This is a genomic window from Mucilaginibacter panaciglaebae (genome assembly GCF_039539265.1).
In the GTDB taxonomy this organism is placed as follows: domain Bacteria; phylum Bacteroidota; class Bacteroidia; order Sphingobacteriales; family Sphingobacteriaceae; genus Mucilaginibacter; species Mucilaginibacter panaciglaebae.
Genome location: NZ_BAABCV010000001.1, coordinates 149,562 through 176,325 on the forward strand (window position 1 = coordinate 149,562; position 26,764 = coordinate 176,325).

At 41.1% G+C, this 26,764-nt stretch carries 27 protein-coding genes and 1 pseudogene; 20 read left to right on the forward strand and 8 right to left on the reverse strand.

The window, feature by feature from the left end:
- Positions 1-23 precede the first annotated feature (23 nt).
- The 4 genes from ABD772_RS00650 to kduI form a co-directional block, all read right to left on the reverse strand.
- Positions 24-809 carry a DUF4350 domain-containing protein gene (locus ABD772_RS00650; protein WP_345100294.1) on the reverse strand — a complete coding sequence of 262 codons (786 nt, stop codon included), beginning with the start codon at positions 807-809 and terminating at the stop codon, positions 24-26.
- Between the two features lie 2 nt (positions 810-811).
- Positions 812-2,110, reverse strand: coding sequence for an MFS transporter (locus ABD772_RS00655; RefSeq protein WP_345100297.1), 1,299 nt, complete (start codon positions 2,108-2,110; stop codon positions 812-814).
- Positions 2,111-2,175: 65 nt separating this feature from the next.
- Complete coding sequence (locus tag ABD772_RS00660; RefSeq protein WP_345100299.1) at positions 2,176-2,994, reverse strand: SDR family oxidoreductase; 819 nt, start codon at positions 2,992-2,994, stop codon at positions 2,176-2,178.
- 7 nt (positions 2,995-3,001) lie between these two features.
- Entirely contained in the window at positions 3,002-3,832 is an 831-nt protein-coding gene (kduI, locus tag ABD772_RS00665) for a 5-dehydro-4-deoxy-D-glucuronate isomerase (protein WP_345100301.1), read from the reverse strand.
- 193 nt (positions 3,833-4,025) lie between these two features.
- Between kduI and ABD772_RS00670 the strand changes: the two genes are divergently transcribed.
- Entirely contained in the window at positions 4,026-4,634 is a 609-nt protein-coding gene (locus ABD772_RS00670; RefSeq protein WP_345100303.1) for a NanQ anomerase/TabA/YiaL family protein, read from the forward strand.
- A gap of 23 nt (positions 4,635-4,657) precedes the next feature.
- On the opposite strand, the gene ABD772_RS00675 is transcribed toward ABD772_RS00670, so the two are convergent.
- Both ABD772_RS00675 and ABD772_RS00680 read right to left on the reverse strand, forming a co-directional pair.
- Positions 4,658-5,053, reverse strand: coding sequence for a DUF3037 domain-containing protein (locus tag ABD772_RS00675; protein WP_345100305.1), 396 nt, complete (start codon positions 5,051-5,053; stop codon positions 4,658-4,660).
- Positions 5,019-5,795 carry a HipA family kinase gene (locus ABD772_RS00680; RefSeq protein ID WP_345100307.1) on the reverse strand — a complete coding sequence of 259 codons (777 nt, stop codon included), beginning with the start codon at positions 5,793-5,795 and terminating at the stop codon, positions 5,019-5,021. Before ABD772_RS00680 ends, ABD772_RS00675 begins: the two co-directional genes overlap by 35 nt.
- 142 nt (positions 5,796-5,937) lie before the next feature.
- Between ABD772_RS00680 and ABD772_RS00685 the strand changes: the two genes are divergently transcribed.
- A complete protein-coding gene (locus ABD772_RS00685; protein ID WP_345100309.1) occupies positions 5,938-6,624 on the forward strand; it encodes an SGNH/GDSL hydrolase family protein in 687 nt (228 codons plus the stop codon).
- Positions 6,625-6,714: 90 nt separating this feature from the next.
- On the opposite strand, the gene ABD772_RS00690 is transcribed toward ABD772_RS00685, so the two are convergent.
- Positions 6,715-7,521, reverse strand: a complete 807-nt coding sequence (locus ABD772_RS00690) for a sulfite exporter TauE/SafE family protein (RefSeq protein ID WP_345100311.1) — start codon at positions 7,519-7,521, stop codon at positions 6,715-6,717.
- Between the two features lie 310 nt (positions 7,522-7,831).
- On the opposite strand from ABD772_RS00690, the gene ABD772_RS00695 reads away from it, so the two are divergent.
- Positions 7,832-9,430, forward strand: coding sequence for a CotH kinase family protein (locus tag ABD772_RS00695; protein ID WP_345100313.1), 1,599 nt, complete (start codon positions 7,832-7,834; stop codon positions 9,428-9,430).
- A 116-nt stretch (positions 9,431-9,546) separates the two neighbouring features.
- Here the strand turns inward: ABD772_RS00695 and ABD772_RS00700 are convergent, their stop codons facing one another.
- Entirely contained in the window at positions 9,547-10,665 is a 1,119-nt protein-coding gene (locus tag ABD772_RS00700; RefSeq protein ID WP_345100315.1) for a DUF748 domain-containing protein, read from the reverse strand.
- A 534-nt stretch (positions 10,666-11,199) separates the two neighbouring features.
- Between ABD772_RS00700 and ABD772_RS00705 the strand changes: the two genes are divergently transcribed.
- From ABD772_RS00705 to ABD772_RS00785, 17 genes and pseudogenes are all read left to right on the forward strand, one after another.
- Positions 11,200-12,222: an ABC transporter ATP-binding protein gene (locus ABD772_RS00705; RefSeq protein ID WP_425562798.1), complete on the forward strand. Its 1,023-nt coding sequence runs from the start codon at positions 11,200-11,202 to the stop codon at positions 12,220-12,222.
- A 5-nt stretch (positions 12,223-12,227) separates the two neighbouring features.
- Positions 12,228-12,884 carry a class I SAM-dependent methyltransferase gene (locus ABD772_RS00710; RefSeq protein ID WP_345100317.1) on the forward strand — a complete coding sequence of 219 codons (657 nt, stop codon included), beginning with the start codon at positions 12,228-12,230 and terminating at the stop codon, positions 12,882-12,884.
- Positions 12,885-12,886: 2 nt separating this feature from the next.
- Positions 12,887-13,630 (forward strand): glycosyltransferase family 2 protein, encoded by a 744-nt coding sequence (locus tag ABD772_RS00715; RefSeq protein ID WP_345100319.1) that lies wholly within the window; start codon positions 12,887-12,889, stop codon positions 13,628-13,630.
- Entirely contained in the window at positions 13,627-14,334 is a 708-nt protein-coding gene (locus ABD772_RS00720) for a class I SAM-dependent methyltransferase (RefSeq protein WP_345100321.1), read from the forward strand. Before ABD772_RS00715 ends, ABD772_RS00720 begins: the two co-directional genes overlap by 4 nt.
- On the forward strand, positions 14,331-15,296 hold the full coding sequence (locus tag ABD772_RS00725; protein WP_345100323.1) for a hypothetical protein: 966 nt from the start codon (positions 14,331-14,333) through the stop codon (positions 15,294-15,296). Before ABD772_RS00720 ends, ABD772_RS00725 begins: the two co-directional genes overlap by 4 nt.
- Positions 15,297-15,577: 281 nt before the next feature.
- Positions 15,578-15,730: pseudogene (locus ABD772_RS17535) on the forward strand (DapH/DapD/GlmU-related protein); the annotation flags it as partial.
- A 6-nt stretch (positions 15,731-15,736) separates the two neighbouring features.
- Entirely contained in the window at positions 15,737-16,633 is an 897-nt protein-coding gene (locus ABD772_RS00735) for a glycosyltransferase (RefSeq protein ID WP_345100327.1), read from the forward strand.
- 1 nt (position 16,634) lies between these two features.
- Positions 16,635-17,645 (forward strand): glycosyltransferase family 10 domain-containing protein, encoded by a 1,011-nt coding sequence (locus ABD772_RS00740; protein ID WP_345100329.1) that lies wholly within the window; start codon positions 16,635-16,637, stop codon positions 17,643-17,645.
- An 8-nt stretch (positions 17,646-17,653) separates the two neighbouring features.
- Positions 17,654-18,643: a glycosyltransferase family 2 protein gene (locus tag ABD772_RS00745; RefSeq protein WP_345100331.1), complete on the forward strand. Its 990-nt coding sequence runs from the start codon at positions 17,654-17,656 to the stop codon at positions 18,641-18,643.
- A 12-nt stretch (positions 18,644-18,655) separates the two neighbouring features.
- Positions 18,656-19,357, forward strand: a complete 702-nt coding sequence (locus ABD772_RS00750) for a hypothetical protein (RefSeq protein WP_345100333.1) — start codon at positions 18,656-18,658, stop codon at positions 19,355-19,357.
- A gap of 143 nt (positions 19,358-19,500) precedes the next feature.
- On the forward strand, positions 19,501-20,217 hold the full coding sequence (locus ABD772_RS00755; RefSeq protein WP_345100335.1) for an FkbM family methyltransferase: 717 nt from the start codon (positions 19,501-19,503) through the stop codon (positions 20,215-20,217).
- The gene (locus ABD772_RS00760) at positions 20,217-21,356 is read left to right on the forward strand and encodes a glycosyltransferase family protein (RefSeq protein WP_345100338.1); all 1,140 of its coding nucleotides are present in this window, start codon (positions 20,217-20,219) and stop codon (positions 21,354-21,356) included. Before ABD772_RS00755 ends, ABD772_RS00760 begins: the two co-directional genes overlap by 1 nt.
- Positions 21,357-21,392: 36 nt before the next feature.
- Entirely contained in the window at positions 21,393-22,337 is a 945-nt protein-coding gene (locus tag ABD772_RS00765; RefSeq protein WP_345100340.1) for a glycosyltransferase, read from the forward strand.
- Positions 22,334-23,356: a glycosyltransferase family 4 protein gene (locus tag ABD772_RS00770; RefSeq protein WP_345100342.1), complete on the forward strand. Its 1,023-nt coding sequence runs from the start codon at positions 22,334-22,336 to the stop codon at positions 23,354-23,356. Before ABD772_RS00765 ends, ABD772_RS00770 begins: the two co-directional genes overlap by 4 nt.
- On the forward strand, positions 23,349-24,560 hold the full coding sequence (locus ABD772_RS00775) for a glycosyltransferase family protein (protein ID WP_345100344.1): 1,212 nt from the start codon (positions 23,349-23,351) through the stop codon (positions 24,558-24,560). The genes ABD772_RS00770 and ABD772_RS00775 overlap by 8 nt, the downstream gene beginning before the upstream one ends.
- The gene (locus ABD772_RS00780; protein WP_345100346.1) at positions 24,557-25,843 is read left to right on the forward strand and encodes a glycosyltransferase family protein; all 1,287 of its coding nucleotides are present in this window, start codon (positions 24,557-24,559) and stop codon (positions 25,841-25,843) included. Before ABD772_RS00775 ends, ABD772_RS00780 begins: the two co-directional genes overlap by 4 nt.
- On the forward strand, positions 25,830-26,723 hold the full coding sequence (locus ABD772_RS00785) for an FkbM family methyltransferase (protein ID WP_345100348.1): 894 nt from the start codon (positions 25,830-25,832) through the stop codon (positions 26,721-26,723). The genes ABD772_RS00780 and ABD772_RS00785 overlap by 14 nt, the downstream gene beginning before the upstream one ends.
- Positions 26,724-26,764: the final 41 nt, after the last annotated feature.

Consider the following 26,764-nt stretch of genomic DNA (forward strand, 5'->3'; position numbering starts at 1 on the left):
TAAGTTAAGTTGTTAATAATTGATTATCTTTTTATTTGTTTCTTCAACCAGGATGTAAGTTCTTTTGCGGCTATGTCATTTTTGTAGACACCGGGCAGCCGGCCGTTCACGTACTCATTGTACAACCAGGGATCGCCTACGGCAAATACCGTTCCTTTTCCATATTTAAGAGTTACTGCAATATTCCATTGGCCATCGGCCGATTTAATTGCACTTTTAGCATTGGCGGTAGCAATACCAATACTGCAAACATCTTTCAAGAACGTTTTAGGCGCCGATGGGAAAATAGCTTTATCAACGGGCAAACCTATACCATCGGCAAAATGCTTGTCGTCTAGTACGTGGTTTTGCAGATCATTGTTAAAATGCAAACCAAATTTACCGGCGAGGATATTAAAATGTGTAAGTTCGACATTGGCACTGTCATTAGCCATTAAAACTAAAACACCGCCTGCTTTTACCCATTGGGTAATCTGGTCAGCGTCTTGCTCTTGTATATAATTTGGATTGACAGTCTCCTTTTTTGTGTCCGGGTCAACGATTATATAAATAGATGAATTTATAAGGTTACTGACAGTCGGTGCGCTGCCTAAAGTATCTAAAGCAAAACCATAAGTTTTAAAAATATCAGCCCAAATACTAAAGCCTGAATCTTTTTCATCATCCCATAAATAATGAAATCTTGCGGTACCTTTACTGATTTTATGCGTTTCATGGTTAAAATAGCTATCGAGTGTTACGGTTTGTGCAAACGTTGCCGGAACAATTGCAAACAAACTCAACAGTATAAAAACCATTAATCTGTACATGGTTAATCAGTTAAGTTGACCGGTTTCATTTTTGGCGCCAGGAAATGCATAACTACCCAAGCCAACAGGTAAGCACCACCACAGGTAGCAAAAATAATATTGTAGCCTACCAGAATATGGCCTGCATCTTTATTAGTTTGTAAAATGTATCCGATAAAATCAGGGAAGAAAAAGCCTCCGAGCGCACCGGCCATACTGCCTATACCAACAACTGAACTTATTGCCTTTTTAGGGAACATATCAGAAGCTGTTGTAAATATATTGGCGCTCCAGGCTTGATGTGCAGCCACCGCAAGGCTAATCAACGCTACCGCTTGCCATATATCAGTGGCATATTTGGCTACAACTATTGGTACTACACATATAGCAAATAACAACATAGAAGTTTTACGAGCTTTAAATACCGGCCAGCCCTTTTTTATAAACCATGATGATAAATATCCGCCACCAACACTACCAACGGTAGAGGCCGAATACACGATAACCAACGGCCAGCTTGGTTTGGTTAAGTCCAGGTTAAAGGTACTTTGAAAATATGACGGCAGCCAAAACAAAAAGAACCACCAAACCGGATCTGTCAGCATTTTTCCGAAAATAAATACCCAGGTTTGTTTAAATTTTAACAATTTGCTCCAGCTAACTTGCTTTTTGTCAGCAGATGACACTACAACCTCATCAATATCGCTATGAATAAATTCAAACTCTTCCGCAGATAGCTTCTTTTGTTTGGATGGTATCTCATAAAATATTATCCAGAAAACCAGCCAGATAAAGCCAATTGCACCAGTAACAATAAATGCCATTTGCCAACCATAAATACCTAATATAAACGGAACCAATATAGGTGCAACCACCGCACCAATATTAGCGCCAGAGTTAAATATCCCGGTAGCTGTGGCACGTTCTTTTTTAGGAAACCACTCGGCAACCACCTTTATAGCTGTTGGAAAATTACCTGATTCGCCCAAACCTAAAGCCCCTCTAACCACACCAAAACCCAATGTTGTCCTCACCAACGCATGTGCCATTGCTGCCACACTCCAAATGATAATAGAAACAATGTAGCCCAATTTGGTACCAATTTTATCAACCAGGCGGCCAAACACAAGCAAACCTATTGCATAGCAGGCCTGAAAAGCTTTTACAATGTTTTTGTAATCTATTTCAGTCCAATGAAATTTATCAGCTAAGGTTGGTTTAAGCAAACCAATGATTTGCCGGTCAAGATAGTTAACAGTGGTAGCAAAAAATAGCAAGGCACAAATTATCCAGCGATAATTGCCCGGTGGAGTTGTCTTCATAATTGGTTATAAATGGTTTGGCTTAAGCCGGGTACAATATAAGATATATATTTTAGCGATGGCAACTAAACACCACTAAAAATCGAAAATCCACCGTCAACAGTAATCATGGAGCCGGTTACAAACTTCGATGCATCGCTTAGTAACCACACCAGGGCACCTATCAACTCATCCGGATCTCCAAAACGTTTAAAAGGAGTATTTCTAATTACGCGCTCTCCCCTATCGGTGTATCCGCCTTCAGGTTTGGTTAACAAGTTGCGATTTTGCTCGGTGAGGAAAAAGCCCGGTGCTAAAGCATTCATACGGATGGCGTCACCGTAGCGGTTAGCCAGCTCGACCGCATACCATTGATTATAGCAATCCATTGCTGCCTTGCCCATATTGTAACCCAGCACACGTGTAACCGCCCGTTTTGAATTCATAGACGATATATTCACAATACTCCCTCTGCCGGCAGTTTGAACAATAGCTTCGCCGAAGATCTGCGTAGGTATAACCGTCCCCCAAATATTAAGCTCCATTACTTTACGCATACCCGCCGTGTTCATTTCAAAAAGGTCCTGCTCAGGCAGTAAAACACCTTCGGGCATGTTACCACCTGCGGCATTTACTAAACCGTCAACACGACCATAGGCGGCAATTACTTTGTCTTTGGCGGCAATCAGTGCACCTTCGTCCAGTGCATCCGCAATCAGGGCGATAGCTTTGCCACCGCTGGCATTGATAGCAGCAGCGCGCTCGTCTGCAACCTGTTGATTTCGGCCTAATATACCTACTGTTCCGCCCGCAGCGGCAATGCCTTCAACAAATGCTTTGCCTAAAATGCCTGTTCCGCCGGTAACTACGATTACCTTATCTTTTAATGAGAAGTTGTTTTCCACGTTTATATTATTTTAAATCAGTAATGTTAAGTAAATCCATGTCAGTATAGTCCAGATTTTCGCCGGCCATGCCCCATATAAAACTATAATTTGCAGTGCCGCTGCCCGAGTGTATGCTCCAGGGAGGCGAAACTACGGCATCATAGTTTTTTAGAACAATATGGCGCGTTTCGTCCCCCTCGCCCATGTAATGAAACACGCGCTGTCCATCCAAAACGTCAAAATAAAAATATGCTTCCATCCGGCGGTCATGAGTATGGGCGGGCATTGTATTCCACACACTGCCCTCTGCTAAAATGGTTAGGCCCATAACCAACTGACAGCTTTGTATGCCTTCTGCATGAATATATTTATTGATAATTCGCTTATTAGCTGTTGATGAATCGCCGGCGTCAACCTTTACAGCATCTGCACCGCTCATTAACGCGGTTGGATAATTGGCATGCGCCGGACATGACAGCATATAAAACACCGCCGGCTTATTGCGATCCACACTTGCAAATACTACGTTTTGTGTGCCTTTACCGATATATAGGCAATCAAGCTTGTTAACCAGGTGACTTTTTCCATCTACAGTAACCTCACCATCGCCCGCTACATTGATGATGCCCATTTCGCGGCGCTGTAAAAAGTAGTCGGCTTTTAAATTGGAATAATTAGGTAGTTCGAGCTTTGTATCCACCGGATTAGCGCTACCTATAATCATCCGGTCATAATGCGTATAAATAAAATTGATCTGGTTAGATTGAACAATATCATCTAACAAAAACCGCTCACGGATTTTATCGGTTTGATAGGATTTAAAATCATCGGGATGTACGGCGTGGATAGATCTCAAGATTGTTAATTTTTGGTTACAATGGCAATTTTACAATTTATAGTTAAATAAAAAGCCTCATGCCGATATATTTTTACGCAAACGATGCAGGCACTGTGATTTTTAAACTAAGCATATTGATTTACGCTTAAATACTTGTAATATTGATTACAAAACCATTAAGCTAGCGTCAGCGTATATCAAACATATCATCATGAAAACAATCAATAAAATAGGTATTGGCATATTAGTAATTGTATGTTTTATCAGCACAACCGCCTCGGCACAAATGAGTAAAAACGCGGCCAAAGCCTGGGTTAAAAAAGGAGAATGGCGAAATGGCTTCAAACTAGAGCTCTATCCCGGACTTGACAATGCGGAGTTTGCCAAACAATATCGGGCTAACAAAAAGTATTGGGATGAGGCGTTTGGTTACATCACAAACACTAACCTGGATACGCTGTCAACAGGCAAACATGTAATTGATGGCGATAACGTTTTTGCAACGGTTACCAACGGGCCAACCAAAGAAATGGACAAAACCGGTTGGGAAGCGCATCATAATTATTTAGACCTGCATTTAGTTATAAGCGGGCGCGAAAAAGTTGGGGTGATGAATGCTAAAACAGCTGAGGTTACCAATCCATACGATGCTGCTAAAGATGTAGAGAACTTCAATTCCAACACAAAAGGCGACTGGTATGTTGAAGACCCAGGTACGTTGTATATCTTCTTTCCGCAAAACGCACATCGGCCAGGTGTACATGTTGATGGTTATGATAAAGTGAAAAAGATGGTAATTAAGGTAAAGATGGCAAAGTAAAGCTTGTCAGTTTATCATTCTTATCAAAGCACCAACTGCTCATGCAACCTTAACAAAGTTTGCTGCGGATTGTCTGATAAACCGGGGTGCACCTTTGACGCCTGTACCACGGTACTTCGCGTAGCAGTTAACCACCTGAAGCGTGATGCTTCATCCAATTGAGCAATGGGCCCCCCTTCGGCGCTTCCCTGGCATATCAATTCAAAAGCGCGAAGATTCGCCTTAATATTTTGCGCTTCGTCCTGATTGGTAAAACAGCAAATACGTTGCTCATTCACTGTAATAATAGCTTGCAGAAATTTAAGTTTTTTACAATACAACACTACTCCTACATTTATAAATTCTTCGCGCTCAACCCTGGGCACAACGCGAACTACGGCATATTCAAAAACGTGTTTCCCTGGCATTTTTTGCTTCATTTATAAAGTTTTCTGACGATGCTAAACGCAGCAGCAAGAACTGAATATATACCTCACGTCGCCCGGCCGCAGTCGCGGCATCTTCGTCTAACCATTCGTCAGGTATTAAAGCTGCAATATCGCGGATTAATTTTTCGTTGATGATAGCTTTAAACTTTGCGTCAACAGCATCCAGCTCAGTAGCCGACATCAACAAGACATGATCTTTTACCTGCACAAATGGCCGCACGGCCTGCTCTTTCCAATTATCCCATGAATGATGAAAGTATAATGCTGCGCCATGATCAATTAACCATAACTCACTATGCCACATCAACATATTGGTGTTGCGCGGAGTACGATCTACATTTGTTAACAAGCAATCAAGCCAAACAATTTGTGACGCAAGCGTATCGTTAATCGTGGTAACCGCCGGATCAAAAGTTATAGCGCCCGAAAGATAATGCAAAGCCAGATTTAGTCCGACACTGGCTTTCAGCAGGTCCTGTATCTCCTCGTCTGGTTCAGTGCGGCCAAAGGCTTCATCAAGGTTAGCAAATACTAATTCGGGCACTTTTAGTCCCATGGCGCGCGCCAACTCGCCCCCAATTAACTCGGCAATAAGTGCTTTTACACCCTGTCCTGCCCCTCGAAATTTCAGCACATATAGAAAATCATCGTCGGCTTCGGCAATAGCAGGTAATGACCCGCCTTCCCTTAATGGGGTGACATACCGGGTAACATTTACAGTTCTTAGTTCCATCTTCAGCCATTAAAACTACTTATTTATACCCAATTGGCAGAACATATTATAAAACCTTATGCATCGAAAAGGTTACAAAATGCGCCAAATTGATGGCCTGCAATACTTTGCATATCTTAAAAATAATTATTTAATTGCCTGCATGAAAACTAAACTAATTATACCTGCCTTAATGCTGATTTCGGCGTCCACTATGGCACAAAATAAAGACTGGCCCGGCATCAGACGTTATGAAAAAGCTAATAGCATATTGTCGGCACCTGCCAAAGGCGAAAAACGTGTCGTTTATATGGGCGACTCAATTACTGATTTCTGGATCAATAATGATTCAACTTTCTTCAAGAGCAACAACTATATCGACCGCGGCATAAGCGGACAAACTACCGGCCAGATGCTAGTAAGATTCCGCGAAGATGTGATCAATCTTAAACCGGCTGCCGTAGTTATTTTAGCGGGCATCAATGACATCGCCGAAAATAACGGGCCGGAAAAACTAGAAGATATATTTGGTAATATTGTGTCAATGGCAGAGTTGGCTCGCGCTAACAAGATCAAAGTGGTGATATCATCGGTATTGCCCGCTGCGGCCTTCCCGTGGAGACCATCAATCGACCCGAAGGAAAAAGTAAAAGCTTTGAACGATCTGTTGAAAGATTATGCAGCTAAAAATAACATTGTTTACCTGGATTACTTTACGCCAATGGCTGACGCCAACCGTGGATTACCGCCAGAATTAGCGAAAGATGGCATACACCCTACCCTTGCTGGTTATAAAATAATGGAACCCCTGGCTGTAAGGGCCATAGAACAGGCTCTAAAACAGAAATAAATATAAGTTGATCATTTATTAAAAGCGTGTGGCCAGCAATGGTTATACGCTTTTTTTTATAACGGTGGACAGTCAAATGTACCGTGTGGCTTAGCCTATAGCGTTCAATATGAGCAGCATACCTAATGCAGCCAGTATAATATAACTGTATTTGAAAAAACGATCGCCGTCCTGTATCATCGTGTTGGCCTTACGGCCAATTAGCACTGCCGGAACCACGGCCGGCAATGACCATAGATAATAGTTAAAAAGCGTTTGATTTAACAATCCGCTTATCCAGTAACCTATGACACCCGTTAGGCTGGCTACCAGGAAATAAGCCTGCAATGTAGCACGGAAATGCTGGGCAGACCAACGACGTTTAGCACCATATATTACCAACGGTGGTCCATTTAATCCGTATGCGCCGCCCAGTATACCTGACAATAAACCGCAGCCTAAAAGCCACCATTTACTATCGGTTTTTAGCTCTTTAAGTCGCGCTCCGCTCAGCAGGTAACCTGCAAATACAAGTATCACCAATCCTAACAATATCTTTACAGGTTGCTGGGCCGCGTGAGTTAGTAACCACAGACCTATAGGGATTCCGATCAAAGCATAAATAACCAGGTTAGCGGCGCTTTTGAAATGAATTTTTTGATGGTCTTGCGCCACTACAAAAACAGCGATCGTAACAGAAACCAATACCGATAGCGGCACAGCTATATTCAACGGCATAAGCAATGCAAGCAGCGGCACAGCTACCAGCGATTCACCAAAACCGAATGCCGAACGAAAGATAGCAGCAACAAAAACGATCAGCATTACCCAGGCGACCACAGCAGTAAAAATCATGGCTAAATATAGTTTTTTTGAGCTCACCATGATCAATTGCTTCACGCGATAAAGCTGATCCACTGTTTCACAAAAAAAGTGAAACACTTGAAACACTTGAAACACATTTTTGCTTTAAGAATCTGTTTATAAGCTACTTACAAAAAACGAGTGAAACACTTTGAAACAGTAGTAACACTTTAGATAAACACACTTAAATGTCTAAATAAAAGCTATTTACCTATTTTTTACTGACTAACTGACCCGCTGAGGTGAAACATCTAAAACAGCATACTTACGGCGCTAAATTCTTTACCTTGTTGGGTAGCGAATGTTACTTTATTGTTAAGAAACATCCAAATACTACCTATCTTGTATTACCAATTATAGAAACATGCTCATTGTTAATTTGTCCAGACAGGTTGCAAGCTATGCTAAAGTGGCTTTAATCATTTCGGTATTTGCCGGTTTTACGGCTTGCAAAAAAGATCGCAGTAAACCTGCAACGCCACCGCCGGTACTATCGTCAGCTAAAGCTTTCACATCATTTACGTTTAAAGCCAGCATTAACAATCCATTTTTAACGAACGATATTATTTGCGAAATTAAGGAGGATACCATTTTTGCAGCTGTATTTGCAAGTACTGATGTAAGATCATTGATACCACAGTTTTCTTTTGAAGGCGCTAAGGTGACGGTAAATGGCACGGAGCAGGAAAGTAATATAACATCGAATGATTTTACTACGCCGTTAACTTACGATGTTATAGCGCAGGATAAAAGCAAACGATCATATGTAGTAAAGCTGACAGACAACGGCATAGCCACTTTGTACCTGACTACAGATGGTGGAGCAACTATAAACAGTAAGAACAACTACGTTACCGGGACCGTAAGATTAGTTAGCAACTTTAAAGACATTGAATATAATGGCGCCACCCAGGTAAAAGGCCACGGTAACTCAACATGGTCTGATATGCCTAAAAAGCCCTACAAATTAAAGCTGGATAAAAAAGCAGCACTCCTGGGAATGCCGGCGGGCAAAAGCTGGATATTGCTGGCCAACTATGCCGACAAAAGCCTGATGCGAAACGAACTGGCTTTTAATTTAAGCAGAAGTTTTGGACGCGCATACACTCCTGCATCCAGGTATGTAGAGCTTTATCTTAACGGCGAATACCGGGGCAATTACCAGATCACACAAGAAGTAAAAGAAGGTACAGGATTGATTGATATTGAAGAGCAAACGCCCGTCACCACAACCCTTCCTGATCTTTCAGGAGGCTATTTGGTCGAGGAGGACTTATTTGCCAATACATCGCCCGTAAATTTTTACACTGCAAAACAAATGCCTTTTGCTGTTAAATATCCTGATGACAGCGATATTAATCAACAACAAAAAGATTATATCAAAAACCATTTCCAAAAACTGGAAGACGCCTTATTTGCAGATAATTTTGCCGACCCCGCAAACGGATACCGCAAATATTTTGATGTAAACACCTATGTCGATTATTATATCGTCAATGAAGTAATTGGCAATCCGGATATATTCAGAAGCACTTACCTGTTTAAAAAGCGCAACGACGACCACATCTACACCGGCCCGATATGGGATTTTGACAAAGCTGCCGACAATGATAATCGCCTGGGCGAACAAGTTAACGGGCTGATGTTAAACCTGGCCTTTAATCCTAAAACCTGGATAAAACGATTAATGGAGGATAGAGCTTTCAGGCAAAGAATAAGAAGCCGCTGGAATGAGATGAGGAGCATCATCCTGGCATTGCCAAACGCAATAGATCCGCTGGCAAAAAAACTTGCCGTATCACAAGTAAAAAACTTCACCAAATGGAATATCCTGACAAGGCAATCTTACCTGGAATTGCAGGTTAACGGATCATACGCCGGCGAGGTTCAGTATCTAAAAACATTCCTGACCAATCATATTGCCTGGTTAGACCAAAAATTTAACAGTGTTGATTACCAGTAATATCAATGCAGAGGGTGCAGGTATGTTGCTATACCGGCCTTATCTGCTTACGACGGCTTCACCGGGCTTCGCATTTAATCAGGATATTTTCCGGTTGGCTATTGCTGCCGGGATTATTACTCCTTTGTGCCACCCGCGCTCTCCGACTTCCTGAAATTCAATTCATTGCTGAGGCTTTCGTGAAAGGCGCGAATAAAAGCGTTTTTCAAAACACCTACAAAGGTAGTCCAGCCACTGGTTTGGGGGTCTTTAATATTGCCGTGGATAGGTATGACGGTGGCGATCTTTTTAGTTTTGGGATTGGTCACCGCTTTAGCGAATAATCCTACCACCGCTTTTTTAATAACACGCAATACGCCGCCCTTCTTTTTAATATCCTTTTTGACATTCAATACCTTTAAATCTTTAATAAAAGGCTTGACATAACCGTCCATTTGGCCATCCATGAGCGTAAACTTACTAAAGATATCTATCTGACCCCGCTCGACATCCATTTTTGCGTTACCTTCAAAAAACGAATTTAAGCTCAGTAAATTGGTGCCAGTCAAAGACATACCCATCGCCATATCCGGAATATTTTTCAGTGCATTAACATCCATTTCGGCTTTTAGATGCCCTCCACCGATAGACGTTCCTGTCAGCAAAACATGCGAAGGCAAGCGTTTAGCTTGCTTTTGTACATTGGCTAAATTCAACGCGGTTAATTGCATATGGTCAATATGCAGATCTGTTACAGGCTGCTTGCTGAGATCCAGGTAAGTAAACTTACCGTTGTTTACTTGCAGTCTGTTTATGGTTATTGGCATCAATGCCTTTACCGTCTTCGTCCAGCTATCTTTTGAGGGCTCTTTATTTATTTCTTCAGTAGCCAGGATATGTATTACGGGGCGATCAAGGATAATTTCGCTTACCAGGCGGCCATGAAACAGTGACCGCCATTCCACCGAGAGGTCGGCACGCCGAATGACCAGGAAAGGATACTTTGAAGGATCTGTCTTCTTTTTCAGCAATAAACCATTGATTACATAAGCTCCTCTGTACAGGCTGATATCTATATCGTCTACATGCCCTGTATAGCCTGGTAATTCATTAAGCTTTTTATTGACGTAATTGCGAACAATTCCGGGTAAAGCCAGCCGGATGACGATTAACGCCAAAAGCAGTAATACGATTATGAGATAACCGGCCTTAACTGTCCGGAAGAATCTGAATATTGGCTTTGAGTATCTCTGCATTGTATTTCTATACAGCATTATAACCCATATATAAGCCGTTTTGTTTAAGGTGCTTATTGCAAGAATTAACTATTGGGCATTTAATCTAAGCGGCTATTTCTTATTCTTGTTCCTGTTATTCTTTAATGGCATTCGGTATTGATAATGAGCATTCAATGCCTTTAATTTAAACGCAGCACATCTGTCATCTGCATTTTTACATACTGATGAAAATGAGTAGATTCGCCTTGCTGTTGACAAATCTAACCCTTAATTAGTGACATGAAAATTGTGACTGACGGGGCGAAGCCTTAACCATCAAAGAACACAATTATTAATTCAATCAAAGTAGAACATCTGTCTAAAGCCTACCAAATAGGCGATTTTGGTACGGGTACGATCTCTCGTGACCTGGAACGATATTGGGCGCGCTTACGTGGCAAAGAAGATCCTTTTTTAAAAGTTGGAGAACTTAATGACCGCACCGCGAGCGGCCAAAGCGATATAGTCTGGAGTTTAAAAGATATCAATTTCGAAATTGAGCAGGGTGATGCTGTGGGTATCATCGGCCGTAACGGGGCCGGTAAAAGTACTTTATTAAAAATTTTAAGCCGGGTAACCGCTCCTACTACCGGTTCGGTTAAAGTACGCGGGCGTATCGCCAGTTTGCTCGAAGTTGGCACCGGTTTTCATCCTGAGCTAACCGGAAGGGAAAACATTTTTCTGAACGGTGCAATATTGGGTATGCGCAAAGCCGAGATTAAGCGAAAGTTTGATGAAATAGTGGATTTTGCGGGGGTTGAACGTTATGTTGATACGCCGGTAAAACGATATTCGTCAGGAATGTATGTACGTTTAGCCTTTGCAGTAGCCGCGCATCTGGAGTCAGAGATTTTGATAGTGGATGAGGTGCTGGCGGTGGGCGATGCTGAGTTTCAAAAAAAATGCCTGGGAAAAATGGGCGATGTAAGTAAGGGCGAGGGCAGAACGGTTTTATTTGTGAGCCATAACATGGAGAGTGTACGAAGTATATGCAACAATGGCCTGCTATTAAATAACGGCGAAATAGCTTTTACCGGCACCGCGTATGACACTATCGCCAAATACTCGATAGTTGCCGAAGATACACGTAACTCAAGGATAACAAACTATGCGCTAAGCCCCAATGTACGGGTGGATGTTTTTGAGATAGACAACAGCGAGGTTACCACGGGCGAAGATTTGTCGTTCAAATTACAGATTACATGTAACGGACCCAATAATTTTCAATCGTTAGCCTTATTGATCTATGACGAATATGACCAAAAGGTAAGCTTTATTGATCTGCGTAACAACGCGCTGTTTGAATTAGGTACGGTTAAAACCAAACTGGACGTAAGCGGCACGCTGCTTTGCCTGCCCTATTTACCAGGGAAATACAGGATAGGATTGCATATACATTCTAACTTATTGCTTAAAGACTTTTTTAGCCTGCTTCATTTTGAAGTTTTACAAAAACCTATGCCTGGTGATATACTGCCATATCCTTTGCATGTACGCGGCCGTACAGAAATTGATTACAACTTTGTTATCAAATAAAAAAAGTGAATTACAAAGAGCAGTATAGCCATAAAGACAAAATGTATTATTTGCACCGGCGTACGGAGATCATTCCTTTTGTGCCTGCAGCTATAAAAATAGCCCTCGATGTAGGCTGCGCAACCGGAGGTTTTGGTGCTTTATTAAAAGAAAATTTTGGCTGCGAGGTATGGGGCGTTGAGCCGGATGCCGGATCGGCTGATGAAGCATCAAAAAATATTGATGTTGTTATCAATGATCTGTTTACCGCAAACCTGCCTCAACTGGCCGGTAAAAAATTTGACGCTATATTTTTTAACGATGTTTTAGAGCATTTGCAAGACCCGGACAAAGCATTGCTTGCCTGCAAACACCTGTTGAATTTAAATGGTGTTATTATTGCATCTATACCTAATATACGCTGGTATCCTGTGATACTGTCCTTGCTTAGATATAAAGATTTCAAGTATGAAAACGCGGGCGTAATGGACAGGACACACCTGCGTTTTTTTACCAAAAAAAGTATGATAAGGATGTTTGAAGAAAACGGATATAAGGTAATTGCCGCCGAGGGTATCAATCCAAGTAATTTTAAATATTATAAGATTCTGAACTTTCTGTTGCTGAATACACAAAGCGATATGAACTATCCGCAGTTTGTTATCGTAGCCAAACATCCTTGATAGTGCCCGCTAAGATCGATATCATTATACTTAGCTATGCTAAAGATCATAACTTAAAAGCGTTAACCACACAAACGGTTAAAACCCTGTTAGAATCAGAAAACCCCGATGAAGTTGAGTTTAATGTGCTCGTGATCGAATCTAACAAAGCACTGCAGCCATACCAGTTTGCAAATACGACAACCATTTATCCGTCAGAAGAATTTGGTTTTAACAGATATCTTAATATCGGCATAAAACATACCAGCAACCCTTATATATGTTTATGCAACAACGACCTGATATTTCATGAAGGCTGGGCAACGGAAATTTTAAAAGCTATGGCGACTGATCCGGATATAGTTAGTGCGACACCTTTTTGCCCAAATTTCCATAAGGGTGCCGGTTTTGATGCCAGCGGACCAGTTACAGAGGGATATTTTGGCACCTTTGTGGGATGGTGTTTTTTTGTTAAAAGAAAAATCTTTAATACTATAGGTTTGTTGGACGAAAGATTCAATTTTTGGTACGCCGACGCCGATTATTGTCACTTATTAGAAAAGCATCATATTAAAAACTGCCTGATACCTTCGTCAAAAGTTACACATCTGGGCAGCGAATCGTTAAAAACCACAGCAGAAAAAGAGCAGCAGCGCCTAACGCAGTTACCGCGGTTTTATTACAGCTACAAATGGCAACATCATTCGTGGTTAAAATATAAAATACAATCTGCTTTATTTAAACTTAAACTACTCATTGGTTTATGAGCTTGAAAACCCGGTTATATAAATCATTCCCTTCTATTCCGAAAACCAACCTGGCCATAGGGCAATGGCTCTATCAGTTAAATGTAAAACGAAACAAAGCCAATGTTATAGAGGCGCTAAGCAATCAAACAGACATCTACGGCAATATTGGTTGCGGTGGTGCAGGCATAGCAACCGGTTGGGTAAATATCGATTTTGGTATCTACGAAAACGTCAGTTACGCCTTTGACTGCAAAAAGCACCTGCCATTTGCCAACAACTCGGCCAAAGGCCTATATACCGAGCATTTTTTTGAGCACCTGGATTATTTTACAGAAGTGCCTTATTTTTTGACAAGCTGCTACCGTTCCCTTCAAAAAGGGGGCATACTGCGTATTGTGGTGCCTGACGCAGAAAAGTACCTGCGTGGCTACTGTACCAACGGCTGGGATGCGTTAAAAAAAACACGCCCGTTAGACGACAACCTGACCGACCAGTTAATGGGAATAACCTATGAAACCAAAATGCAACTGGTGAATGAGGTTTTCAGGCAAGGTGGCGATCATAAATATGCCTGGGATTATGAAACACTTAAACTCAGTTTGCTTAAGGCAGGGTTTAGCATCACCCATAAAATGAGTTACATGCAATCTAATGATCCGGCTTTGCAGATAGATCAGTTAGTACGCGAGCCTGAAAGCTTGTATGTTGAAGCCATTAAATGACGGCCCGTCAGTATACGATGCAAGGTAAGTTCTCTGAAGATTATTCTGTCATCACGTTTGCCACTAATAAACTGACGTATGCCTGGTTTGCGCTAAATTGTGCACAATCTGTAGTTATACACAATGACATTAAGGTTTTCGTTGTTTCCAACCTCGATTTCGCTATTCCTGCCGGGTTTAAAAATAACATCTTTATCATCCCTGTAAAACCAGAACATATACCGCTGGGTATAGAAATAAAACTGCATGTAGATGAATACATACAAACTCAGCATACGTTGTTTATTGATTCGGACTGTATTTGCTTTGGCCACCTGAATGATATTTTTGACGCAGCAAAAGGCCAGGACGTAACCGTGGCCGGCAACATTGTACCTGCCGAAAACTGGTGCGGTGCCAAACAGGCCAAAACCATAAACGAACAATTTAACCTTGATAAACTAATACGCTATAACGGAGGGCTGTATTACATTAAAAGATCGGCAATAAGTACGGCTATCTATCAAAAGGCCCGCGAAATAGGGCAGCAGTATGATAGTTTGGGTTTTCATAGAATTAATAATAAAGGGATAAACGAGGAAGGCCCGATGTCCATAGCGATGATGCTGAACAACCAGCAGCCTATTGCTGATAACGGACGAACGATGACCGACATGCACACGGACCAAAGACCGCGTATTATTAACGTTTTAACGGGAGAACGGCTGATGCGCAACCCTGAATACCCCTCGCCTAACCACAGAAGCTGGTACCCGGCACAATACTCGCCGCTGATACTGCATTTTGGCGGCGCCAATTTAAAAGCGTATCCTTACCGGTCGCAAAGCCTGCTTTTAAAGCTCAGCACAATAGGTGCACCTGTATGGCTTGCAACCGCATTAGTAGATACATTTATTCACGGCCCTTATAAAACTTACCATTGGCTACGTGGCTTGCTAAGAAAATTAAAAACCAGTTTGTAAAACTGCAAAAAAAGGCAAATGCCTTTAAAGTTAAAAAGCTTAAGGCAACACTGAAGCATTGTGGTAACGGCACGTCCATCCAATTGCCTGTACGGCTTGAAGGCCCTGAGTATATTTCTGTAGGCAGTAATGTATCTATTAATGCCTTTGTCCATATGTGGGGTCACGGCGGAATAAGCATTGGGAATGATTGTTTGATCGCATCACACGTATCTATCAACAGCGTCACACATGATACATCTGCAAAATTTTACAGGCATACTATAATAGAAAAAATGGTTGTTATAGGCAATAACGTATGGATAGGCAGCCACGCCGTCATACTACCCGGAATTACAATTGGCGATAATGCCGTTATCGGTGCCGGTGCGGTGGTTACAAAAGATATTCCGGCTAATGTAATAGTAGCGGGTGTGCCCGCCAAAGTTATCAGAGGATAAATGGGTATTACCTTATCTTACATCATATCCACCAAAAACAGGCTACCTTTTCTTAAGGTTCTGCTTGGTAATTTACTTCCGCTGGTTACCGCCGATGAAGAAATAGTTGTGGTTGACGGCAACAGCACCGATGGCTCAAAAGAATATCTGCGACAACTATATGAAGAACAAAAAATCCAGCAATACATCTCAGAACCCGATAAAAACCAGGCACACGGTTGGAACAAAGCCATTCTGATGGCAAAAGGTACTATCATCAAAAAACTTATTGACGACGATGTACACCATATAGAGAGCATACGCAAGTGCAGAGATTTCATGCTGGACAACCCGCAAATTGATGTGTGTATTTCAGATCACTTACAAAGCCATTTAACACAGCCAGCCCAGATAAGTATTACCGGCAGGCTGCCTAATTACCAGGATTGGCTGGCCGGAAGAATACGATCATTTACATTTAGTGATGTTACGCTGCTATTGCGTAAAGCATCGGTTAGCTATCTGGGGTTATATGATACCCAATTTAGAATGATGGACTGGGAATATGCCTTACGCGTAAGTTACCTTAAAGCCAAAATTGCCTACTATACCGGCTATAATTCGCTTTCAGTGTCAACACCAGGCAATGTAACGTCTGGCGCAAGTGAGGCGTTATTAAGATATGAAGGCACTATTGGCAGGGTTAAATATGAATATCCGGGTGACAATGCGGATATCAGCCGGTTTTCGCGCCTCAAAGTTTGGGTAGGCAAGACCTGGGATCGCCTAAAAAACAAGCGGAGGCCAACTCCTGAAGTAACGCTTCCGGATGAGGCGGAACTGCAAAAAATTTACGCTGTCTATTATCAAACGCTTGATGAATACAACAAAACCGGCTCATTTAATTTCATAAAATAGCATGCCTAAAATTATCAGGATAAAATTCCAGAATGGCATAAACAAACAAGTTGCAGTGCGGGACATCCTGAATGAACTTACAGATGAATTTATTTTTGAGGAAAGCGACCAGCCGGATTTTATCCTGTTTGGCCCCTATGGTAATGATGCCCCCCCGCCGGGCAATTACGTAAGGATAGGCTATTATTGCGAAAATATACAGCCCGATATGCAAGCCTGCGAATGGGCCTTCGGCATTCCACGCGAAGAACTTATTAACAACACCCGGTATAAACGGATTCAATGGCATGGTTTGGATCCGCAGACTTTAGTGAAACCAGCTGGTATGAACGCAGATGAGATATTAAAACAAAAAAAATATTTCTGCAATTTTTTATACTCGCAGCGTATACCGTATCGTGAGGAGTTTTTTAGGCAATTATCTAAATACAAAAAAATAGATGCGCCCGGCAGATCTATGAATAACATGCCGGATATTGATAACGCGTATAGCGGCGACATATGGCAGCGAAAAAGGCAATTTCTGAGCAATTATAAGTTCACTATTGCTTTTGAAAACTACGTTTACCCCGGCTATCAAACAGAAAAACTATATGATGCTATGCAGTCCAACAGCTTACCTATATATTGCGGCGACCCAAACATTGGCGAAATATTCAATACAAACAGCTTCATTAACGCAGCCGATCATATCAAAACCAATAATTCTGCCATTGTAAACTGGCTGCAGGAAAAAAGCCAGCCAAATTTTAAAGATATACTTCCATCCTATCATAAAGCGCCACAATATCGTATCAGGCGCAAGCTTAAAAGTATAGGACGCGAATTAAAAATGCGTCACCAGTTTAAACAACTTGATTTTAGCCCGTTGATAGATCGTATCATTGAATTGGACCAGAATGATAATAAATACATCGATGTTTTGCAGCAACCGTGGCTTATTAATAATACCCCTCCGGCTACCGCTTCTCTTAAAAGTCGCTGGGTCAGCATATTTAACCATAACATTTAAGTGCTTCCATGCCGCAGCCTTTAGTTTCTGTCATAATACCCACTTACAACTCGGAAAAGTATCTTGCCGAAGCAATAACTTCGGCACTAAGTCAAAGCTATCATAATATAGAAGTTATTGTAGTAGATGATGGTTCCACCGATAATTCATTGACAATTGCCAAAAGTTTTGAATCAAAAAAAGTGAAAGTTTTCAGTCAGCAAAATAAAGGGGCCGGCTGTGCGCGTAATAAAGGTTTATCGCAGGCAACCGGGAATTATATACAATACCTTGATAGCGATGATCGGCTTAGCCCCGATAAAATAGCTATGCAGCTTGCGGTCCTGGAAAAAAACGAAGGAAAAATCGCAGTTTGCAGTACTATACATTTTAATGGTGATTCGCTAACTCCTGCAAATATACCGTCGCCTTATGAAGATTCTTTTTTATATGACGACGATGACCCGGTTCATTTTTTAACAGATCTGTTAGGCGGCTATCGAGAACACGGATCGATGATTGCCATACATGCCTGGCTCATTCCCAAAGAAATTATCGATAAAGCCGGCCCCTGGAACGAGGAATTAACGATAGATGATGACGGCGAATATTTTTGCCGTATAATACTTGGCTCAAAGGGTATATTAAAAACCCCCGGAATTAGCTATTACCGCAAGTACCAGGATCCCGACAAAATAGTGGCCTATAAGCAAAATAAAGAAAAGCTATTTAAAAGCGCCCTTAAAGCCGTTTTACTAAAAAGAGACTATTTACGGAGCCGTACAAATAATCAGTATGCTCAAAGAGCGATACACCGGCAATTGATGCAACTTGCTGTATTATTTTATATAGACCAGCCCGCGTTGTACCAGCAAGTAGAAAAAGAACTAAAACATTACCCTGCTTATAAGTTTAAACCTGTGCTGGGCGGCAGGGCTATCAATTTTATATCAGGGCTATTTGGCTGGAAGGTGTCTAAAATCTTGCAATACTACTATGCTAAAATGTTAAGGAAATAATTTAAACAGGTAATGATAGCCATAGTTTCATCAACCATAAAACCAATAACAAGCCCTGCGCGGTCAACAAGCTTTTATACTTACGAGGAAAGACTGGCGCAAACTAAGTTCACGCTGCTGCGCTTGCGCGATTGTGGTTTTACAAAAATCTTTTTTGTCGATAATTCGCCTTTTCTTGATAAGTCACAGTTACAAAACATGCTGGCAGACTTTCCGGAGGTTGAGGTACATCATTTGCTGCAATACCAGTTTCAAAATAAAGGTATAAATGAGTTATTGCTGTTACTTTATTTAATTGAGTATTTGCCGCCCAATGAACAGATTTTTAAAATAAGTGGCCGCTACTACCCAACAGACGAATTTAAGAAGCCGGACTTCGCAGATTTTGCGGTAAAAAAATATTACCATGCGCGAAAAAACAATAGCATATCTACCCGCGGATATTGGGTAAAAGATGCCGAAACGCTACACCGTTTCTTGATAGATTGTTTGTATGAGCATTTTGCCTATTCTGAAAGAATTGTGGGATTAAGAAGTTTGGCCAGGATACTATTCCGTAAAAAAGATAAAACCACGCCACACTTTAGCATATCTATCGAATTTGCAGCAGAACACGTGTTAAGATCAGGCGGGTATCATGCAACATTCATAGATAAACTTGGCATTGAAGGTTTGATTGCAGGTGCTGAACGTTTTGAAAAGATCACTGAATAATTTCCCTTGCCTTTTCAATCTGTATTAACGTTACAACGGCTTAAGGTACATTTGAATATCGAACATAATCCGCAAGCTTAATTTATAGAATCAATTAGATGCGTATATCATTGTTTTATAATCCTTTCGTAATCATTGATCGATTGGCAATCGCGATTAACAGAAGAAGAAGAAAGAATAAATTAAAAGGCACTCCCGCAGGAAAACTTGATTTAGGGTACCTGGATAGTCTTGAATTATTAGAGATAATTAAAAATGAGAACAAAGACATCAAGACCATTTTTGATGTCGGTGCTAATATTGGTACCTGGACAATTTTAGCGAAGTCGTTTTTCCCGGAGGCTGCAGTGTATGCATTTGAGCCATTAGATAAGCATATTCAAAAGTTTCATGAACTAACTAAGTCACTAAAAAGTATCAGCATTCAAAAGTACTGCCTGGGAAACGAAGACACCAGCACCACTATCAATGTCTCAAGTTTTTCTGATTCATCAAGCCTATTAGACGCAACTCCGCTTGAGTATCAATTATTTGGCATAAAAAAGGAGACTGAAGAAGAAGTACAGGTTAAACGTATTGATCTGTTAATAGATAAAAATATATTACCCATACCCGATTTAATTAAGCTGGATATTCAGGGCTTTGAGTTAGAGGCATTGAAAGGTATGGGCGGGTATCTTAATGACGTTAACTATTTGATTATTGAGGTATCCTTTAAAGAGTACTATTTCGGGCAACCTCTTTTCCTGGATATTGCTAACTACCTGGCAACTTATAAGTTTAATATTCACGCATTTAGCCAGTCAACTCCGGTTGGGAGGGAACTTTGGCAAATTGATGTCTTGTTTAAGCGCAATTAATGAAAATATTCCTCTCCTTTCTTCAATCAACCATCCAACATCCTGTACCGGCCTATGATTTCTGGCAATACTATGTAAAAAATGGCATTGAAGAAGCCGGTTATGAATGGACAGAATGCCCGGATGCAGACTGGGCGTTAGGGTTAGTACCTCAAACGCCGGAAAAGCGTAGTGAATGGAAAGAAAGGGTTTGGAGCCAAACCATAAGTTGGTTAAGATCAAACCCTGTCGACCTGTTTTTAAGTTACCTGTACCCGGAACAAATTGAGACAAGTGCTATAAATGAAATAAAGCGTATGGGCATTCCGTGTGTTAATTTTTATTGTGATAACATACGCCAATTTGGTGAGGCACCAAAAGAATTTTCAGTATTTGATTTAAATTGGGTACCCGAATTTAAAGCAATCAAACTGTATCAAAAAGCAGGTTATCGGTATATCAATCTTCCGATGCCTATGTGGATTGAACCTAATAAAAGAATGGTACATGCCGAAGCAAATAATCAAATTACTTTTATAGGGTCGAAGGATATACAGCGCACGCTGTTTTTTGAAAAAGTGGTAAAACAGTGCCCCTCTATAAATTTATATATTTATGGGAATGGGTGGAAAGATGTACCCCAATATACTGGGAGAACAGAAAGCGGATTTAATAAAATAGGCTATCAATTTAGTTTTATCAAACAGCATGGGCTAATACCTTATCTGCGGAAGATAAAGCAACGCAACTTAAATACAGATATCAGTGAAGCATTGCGTTTCAAGGTAAATAACATAACTGACTTTGAAAATTATAACAAACTAACTGCAGAAAGCATGGTCACTGTTGGCATAAACCGATACCCGTCATATCGTTACCCCCTATTTAAACCTGATACTTATTCCAGATTGCGAGATATTGAAGCACCAATGCTGGGCGCATGCTATTTAACAGAGTATACCGAAGGCCTGGAGTATTTATACGATATTGGGAAAGAAATAGAAACTTATACATCGACAGAAGATTTTATTGAAAAAGTCAGCATGTTAACTGCCAATACCAATCTACGACAAAGATTGAAAGTAAACGGCCAAAAACGTGCGGTGAGCACGCATAATATCCAAAACTCCATATCTCAAATAATACAACGGCTTATTTAATTGCGTACCATTCATCTGTATTTCCGTACCCCCCCTTTGGGATATAAATTTTTCCCTGGTGACCGATATATTATCTCCGCTTTACGAAAACTGATCAGAGGTAAAAAAGTATCAGGCATAGAAAAAGTATTTATTAATCTCTGTAAAGGGCTTGATCAGCTAAAAGTTGATTACGATATCAATCTACCCTTTAAAAAAATAAGGCCCAACGAGCCAGTGGTAGCATTAGGCGTAGGCAAATACGCTTTGCAAGGCTACGATCAACACAACCCGGTAATTGTAGGTATAGGATTGATAACACATCCAGCCGAATGGCCTGACCTATTTAAAGAATATCCTGTGGCTATCTATCTACAACATTCGGAATGGGCAAAAAAAATTTACGCTGCCTACTATGGCGAAGAACATTGCGGCATTTGGCCTGCCGGCATCGACACTCAAAGATGGACCCCCTCGCCCGCTGTTACTAAGAAATTCGATGTGCTGATCTACAACAAGATCATGTGGAACAAAGAAGAAAACAGTGTCCATTTAAGGCAACCCATTATCGAAAAGCTGAATAATATGGGCATCTCATACCATGAGATAACTTACGGCCAATATAACGAGAACGAATATTATAATTTATTACAGCAATGCCGCGCTATGATATTTTTATGCGAACACGAAAGCCAGGGCTTTGCATGCTGCGAAGCTTTATCTATGAACGTTCCGGTATTTGCCTGGGACCAGGCCTATTGGCTTGATCCGAATAGATTTAAATGGAATGATCCGGTTGTACCCGCGACATCCATTCCTTTCTTTGACGAGAGATGCGGTATGTCTTTTAAAGATATCAAGCAATTTAACCATCAATTTGATACCTTCTGGAATAATACGATCAATGAAAAGTATCATCCCCGTCAATACGTTTTAGAGAACCTCACCTTAAAAAAAAGCGCTGAACGTATGTTAGAAATCATCAGGTCTGTTTATAAATGAGAATATTACTTATAATGGATCCCGGCATACCTGTGCCGCCAGAATTATATGGCGGGCATGAACGTTTGGTGCATCTTTTTGCTGAAGAGTATACCCGTTTGGGCCACCAGGTTACCCTGCTTGCCGGGCCCGATTCCAGATGCAGCGGCGACGTAGTAACCTTTGGTACCAATGACTTACAGCGATCGAATATTAAAAAGTACAAGGAGGTTTTTTTTGTATGGAAGTACTTAAGCAAGACCTACAATAATTTTGATTTGATACACAATTTTGGGCGCCTGATTTATTTATTGCCGGTTCTTAATAAGCCGGTAAAGAAAATCATGACCTATGGTAGGCCGGTGAGTCATACCGGTATTAAATTAGCAAATGCACTTCCGAATAAAAACCTCATTTTTACCGCATGTAGTGATAGCTGCGTTTCCACAGGGAATGTTGCTGGTAATTGGAAAACTGTTTACAACGCAATTGATTTCTCTGCTTACCAGATCAATGAAATTATGGCGTCTGATGCACCTCTGATATTTTTGGGCCGCCTGGATAAAGTAAAAGGAGTGCATACAGCTATTAAAGCCGCAAAAAATACAGAAAATAAATTATTAATAGCAGGTAACATTTCGCATACTTCTGATAATTATACTTATTTCAAAAACGAAATAGAACCTCAAATAGATGGCGTTCAGGTTGAATATGTGGGTCCGCTGAATGACGCAGAAAAAAACAGATACCTGGGGCAGGCAAAAGCGCTTCTGTTTCCTATTGAATGGGATGAGCCATTTGGTATAGTGATGATTGAGGCGATGGCTTGCGGTACTCCTGTTATAGGTTTTCGCCGTGGTTCGGTTCCGGAGGTTATCACTGAGGGGGTCAATGGCTTTATTGTACAAAACGCTGAAGAGATGTCTGAAAAAATATCACTCCTTGGCACCATAGACCGCAACCACTGCCGTGAAGTTGCACTGAACAGGTTTGATGTTAAAATAATCGCACAACAATATCTCAAAGTTTTTAATGACTAAAAAGATAGTATTGATCTCTTCGGGTCAGCCGGCATTAAACCCACGATTGGTTAAAGAAGCCGATAGTTTGTCAGCAGCCGGTTATGATGTTACTGTTCTGTATGCTTATTGGAATGACTGGGGCACCGTATTAGATGATGAACTGCTAAGTCAGAAAAAATGGAAAGCCATACGGGTTGGCGGAACTGCTAACGACCAATCGGTGAGGTATTTCGTTAGCCGCGCAATCCATAAATTAGCTAATAGCTTAATGCGCTTAAGCGGATCTGTATTGCTTGCCGAGAGAGCTATCGGCCGCAGCTGCACCTTTTTGACTACGGAAGCACAAAAACATAGCGCTGATTTATATATCGCGCATAATTTAGCTGCCTTGCCTGCTGCTGTGAAAGCGGCAAAAAGACATCAATCAAAATGTGGTTTTGATGCCGAGGATATGCACCGGTATGAGGTTAGTAATGATGAAAGTTCACGGCATTTTAGACTTGCCCGGTATATAGAAGATCTTTATTTACCACAGGTTGACCAATTCACTACAAGCAGCCCTTTGATAACAGCAGCTTATCAGAAACTATATCCCCATAAAAAGGCAATAATTTTACGTAACGTATTTCCCAAAACAAATACCAGCATCATTAAACACACCGGCTGTATAAAACTGTTCTGGTTCTCGCAAACCATAGGTCCGGATAGAGGGATTGAAGATATCATGGATGCTTTAGAAACTTTAAATTCATCTCAGATTGAACTACATCTGCTTGGTAACCGACCTGCACATAGTCAGGATTTTATTGACCGCTTAAACACAAGTAGTTTAAACATAAATTTCCACGCCCCTATCCCGCCGGATGAAATAATCAGTTTTGCGTCGCAATTTGATATAGGGTTAGCTTTAGAAACCGGTTTGCCACATAACCGCGATATTTGTTTAACCAATAAAATTTTTACCTACATTCAATCGGGCCTCGCGGTAATAGCAAGCGACACCCAAGCGCAAGCCGATTTATTGCAGCAATATCCGGATTGTGGCTTACTTTATAAGAAAGGCAATTCCGGATCGTTAGCGGATTGCCTTAAACAATACGCCGACAACCCTGAATATTTAAATAGTACACGGCGCAATAACTTTGATCTGGGACAATCTACATTAAATTGGGAAAATGAAAGTCGGCTGCTTTTAAAGCTGGTACAACAAACTTTGAATTGAAACGCGTTCTGATCATTTCCCCTTATTTCCCCCCTACTAACGCCGCCGATATGCAGCGTGTGCGAATGAGCCTGGCTTATTACAAAGCGTATAATTGGGAGGCAGAAGTAGTAACTGTGGATGAGCGTTATTCTGACCTGTCAAAAGACGAGTTGTTATACCAAAGTTTGCCCGGGGACATTAAAATACATCGTGTTAAAGCGTTGAATAAAGCATGGACATCAAAATTAGGTTTGGGAAGCCTGGCGCTTCGGTCGTTGTGGTTTTATAAACAAGCGGTTAATAATCTTCTAAAAAACGCCAGCTTCGATCTGATCTACTTTTCGACTACGCAGTTTCCTGTATGCATATTAGGCGCTTACTGGAAAAAGAAATTTGGCCTACCTTATGTGATTGATATACAAGACCCCTGGCATTCAGATTACTACCGCGACAAGCCTAAACATCAGCAACCGCGAAAATATTGGTTGTCATATCACCTAAATAAATACCTGGAGCCTTTAGCAATGAGGAAGGTAAATGGTTTAATCAGCGTGTCACAAAAATATATTGAGGACGTAAAACAACGGTACCCGGAGCTAAAAGGTATACCCGCTGCTACAATCACCTTCGGCGCTTTTGCACCTGATCTGCAAATTGCCCAAACAAATCAGTCCAAATTTAAGCAGATGCTTGATAGTCAATTCATCAATCTGGTTTATATAGGCCGTGGAGGTTTGGATATGCATAGAGCGATATCAAGATTGTTCACCATTTTTAAAAGCGGATTAGACAAGGAACCTGCGATCTTTAAAAAACTAAAGCTTCATTTTATCGGAACAAGTTACGCGCCGGCCGGTTCAGGGAACCCCACTGTCGCCCCATTGGCGCAGGATATGGGGTTGGAAAGTTATGTGAGCGAAGTTACCGACAGAATAGGTTATTATCATACGCTCGCTACGCTTCAGCAGGCTGATGGTTTGTTTATTCCAGGATCTGATGATCCAAAATATACAGGATCGAAGCTATATCCTTATCTGTTAACCCACAAGCCGTTGCTTGCTATCCTTAATCCGGAAAGCCCGGCTGTAACTGTTTTAAGCGAATTTGGTGTTGGAGAGGTGTATGACTACGAACCTTCCTTAAAAGCCCGCCAAGCTATTTACCTGTTTTTGAAAAACCTTGCAGAAAAAAACCTTCCTCCTATCCTTATAAATACTGAAGCCGAAAAACGATATGCTGCAGCACAAATGACCCGCAGCCAATGCGAACTTTTCGATAAAAGCATTTATGAAAAAAATTAAGATTACGCTGGGCTTTATATTAGCTCACCCACTGGCTAAACGCCATATTTTTAAAGCTTTGTGGCGCCTGGTCACCTGGCAGATACAATCTGCTTATAATCCTTCCAGGTTCTTTATTAAATCTTTTATACCGCCGGTTAGATTTTACGTTAGTAAAGGCTTAACGGGAATAACCGGCAATATCTACGCAGGCTTACATGAATTTAATGAAATGGCCTTTTTATTGCATTTTTTGCGGGACGAAGATACCTTCATTGACGTAGGCGCCAATGTAGGGGCTTACACCATCCTTGCGTCCGGGGTTTGCGGTGCAACAAGCATAGCTTTAGAACCGGTTAATTCTACCTTCGATATTTTATTAAAAAACGTCGAACTCAATCAATTAAATGGTAATGTAACTGCTGTCAATGCCGCTGCCGGCTCAGAAATGGGAGTCACAAGGTTTACTTCGGCAAACGATACTACTAACCATGTAGTTGCAGAAAACGAAACAATAACCTCCGAAAACATTGAGGTAAAACTTTTAACCATCGATTCACTTATCCAAAAAAACATCCCGCAACTTGCAAAAATTGATGTGGAAGGGTTTGAATCGGAAGTATTGAAAGGCATGGTAAATACACTCGATGCCGACGATTTAAAAGCCATCATTATCGAATTAAATGGCAGCGGAAACCGTTATGGATTTAATGAAGCTGATATTCATCAAAACCTGCTAAACAAAAGATTTCGGCCTCATTTATATGATCCATTTAAAAGGACACTCACTGAAACCGAAACTTTTAGTACGCACAATACCATTTACTGCCGCGATATGGAGTTTGTCTATCATCGTATACAAACAGCGGCAAAAATTTCGGTTTTAGGCGAAATGATATAAGCCGCTGTTTATCCATATGCTTTTTAACGCAGTCGCTTTAG

Bases quoted from the DNA above. Each gene is read 5' to 3' on its own strand.
- ABD772_RS00650 (WP_345100294.1), bottom strand. From the start codon at position 809: ATGTACAGATTAATGGTTTTTATACTGTTGAGTTTGTTTGCAATTGTT.
- ABD772_RS00655 (WP_345100297.1), bottom strand. From the start codon at position 2,110: ATGAAGACAACTCCACCGGGCAATTATCGCTGGATAATTTGTGCCTTG.
- ABD772_RS00670 (WP_345100303.1), top strand. From the start codon at position 4,026: ATGAAAACAATCAATAAAATAGGTATTGGCATATTAGTAATTGTATGT.
- ABD772_RS00675 (WP_345100305.1), bottom strand. From the start codon at position 5,053: ATGAAGCAAAAAATGCCAGGGAAACACGTTTTTGAATATGCCGTAGTT.
- ABD772_RS00680 (WP_345100307.1), bottom strand. From the start codon at position 5,795: ATGGAACTAAGAACTGTAAATGTTACCCGGTATGTCACCCCATTAAGG.
- ABD772_RS00685 (WP_345100309.1), top strand. From the start codon at position 5,938: ATGAAAACTAAACTAATTATACCTGCCTTAATGCTGATTTCGGCGTCC.
- ABD772_RS00695 (WP_345100313.1), top strand. From the start codon at position 7,832: ATGCTCATTGTTAATTTGTCCAGACAGGTTGCAAGCTATGCTAAAGTG.
- ABD772_RS00700 (WP_345100315.1), bottom strand. From the start codon at position 10,665: ATGCAGAGATACTCAAAGCCAATATTCAGATTCTTCCGGACAGTTAAG.
- ABD772_RS00720 (WP_345100321.1), top strand. From the start codon at position 13,627: ATGAGCTTGAAAACCCGGTTATATAAATCATTCCCTTCTATTCCGAAA.
- ABD772_RS00725 (WP_345100323.1), top strand. From the start codon at position 14,331: ATGACGGCCCGTCAGTATACGATGCAAGGTAAGTTCTCTGAAGATTAT.
- ABD772_RS00735 (WP_345100327.1), top strand. From the start codon at position 15,737: ATGGGTATTACCTTATCTTACATCATATCCACCAAAAACAGGCTACCT.
- ABD772_RS00740 (WP_345100329.1), top strand. From the start codon at position 16,635: ATGCCTAAAATTATCAGGATAAAATTCCAGAATGGCATAAACAAACAA.
- ABD772_RS00745 (WP_345100331.1), top strand. From the start codon at position 17,654: ATGCCGCAGCCTTTAGTTTCTGTCATAATACCCACTTACAACTCGGAA.
- ABD772_RS00750 (WP_345100333.1), top strand. From the start codon at position 18,656: ATGATAGCCATAGTTTCATCAACCATAAAACCAATAACAAGCCCTGCG.
- ABD772_RS00760 (WP_345100338.1), top strand. From the start codon at position 20,217: ATGAAAATATTCCTCTCCTTTCTTCAATCAACCATCCAACATCCTGTA.
- ABD772_RS00770 (WP_345100342.1), top strand. From the start codon at position 22,334: ATGAGAATATTACTTATAATGGATCCCGGCATACCTGTGCCGCCAGAA.
- ABD772_RS00775 (WP_345100344.1), top strand. From the start codon at position 23,349: ATGACTAAAAAGATAGTATTGATCTCTTCGGGTCAGCCGGCATTAAAC.
- ABD772_RS00785 (WP_345100348.1), top strand. From the start codon at position 25,830: ATGAAAAAAATTAAGATTACGCTGGGCTTTATATTAGCTCACCCACTG.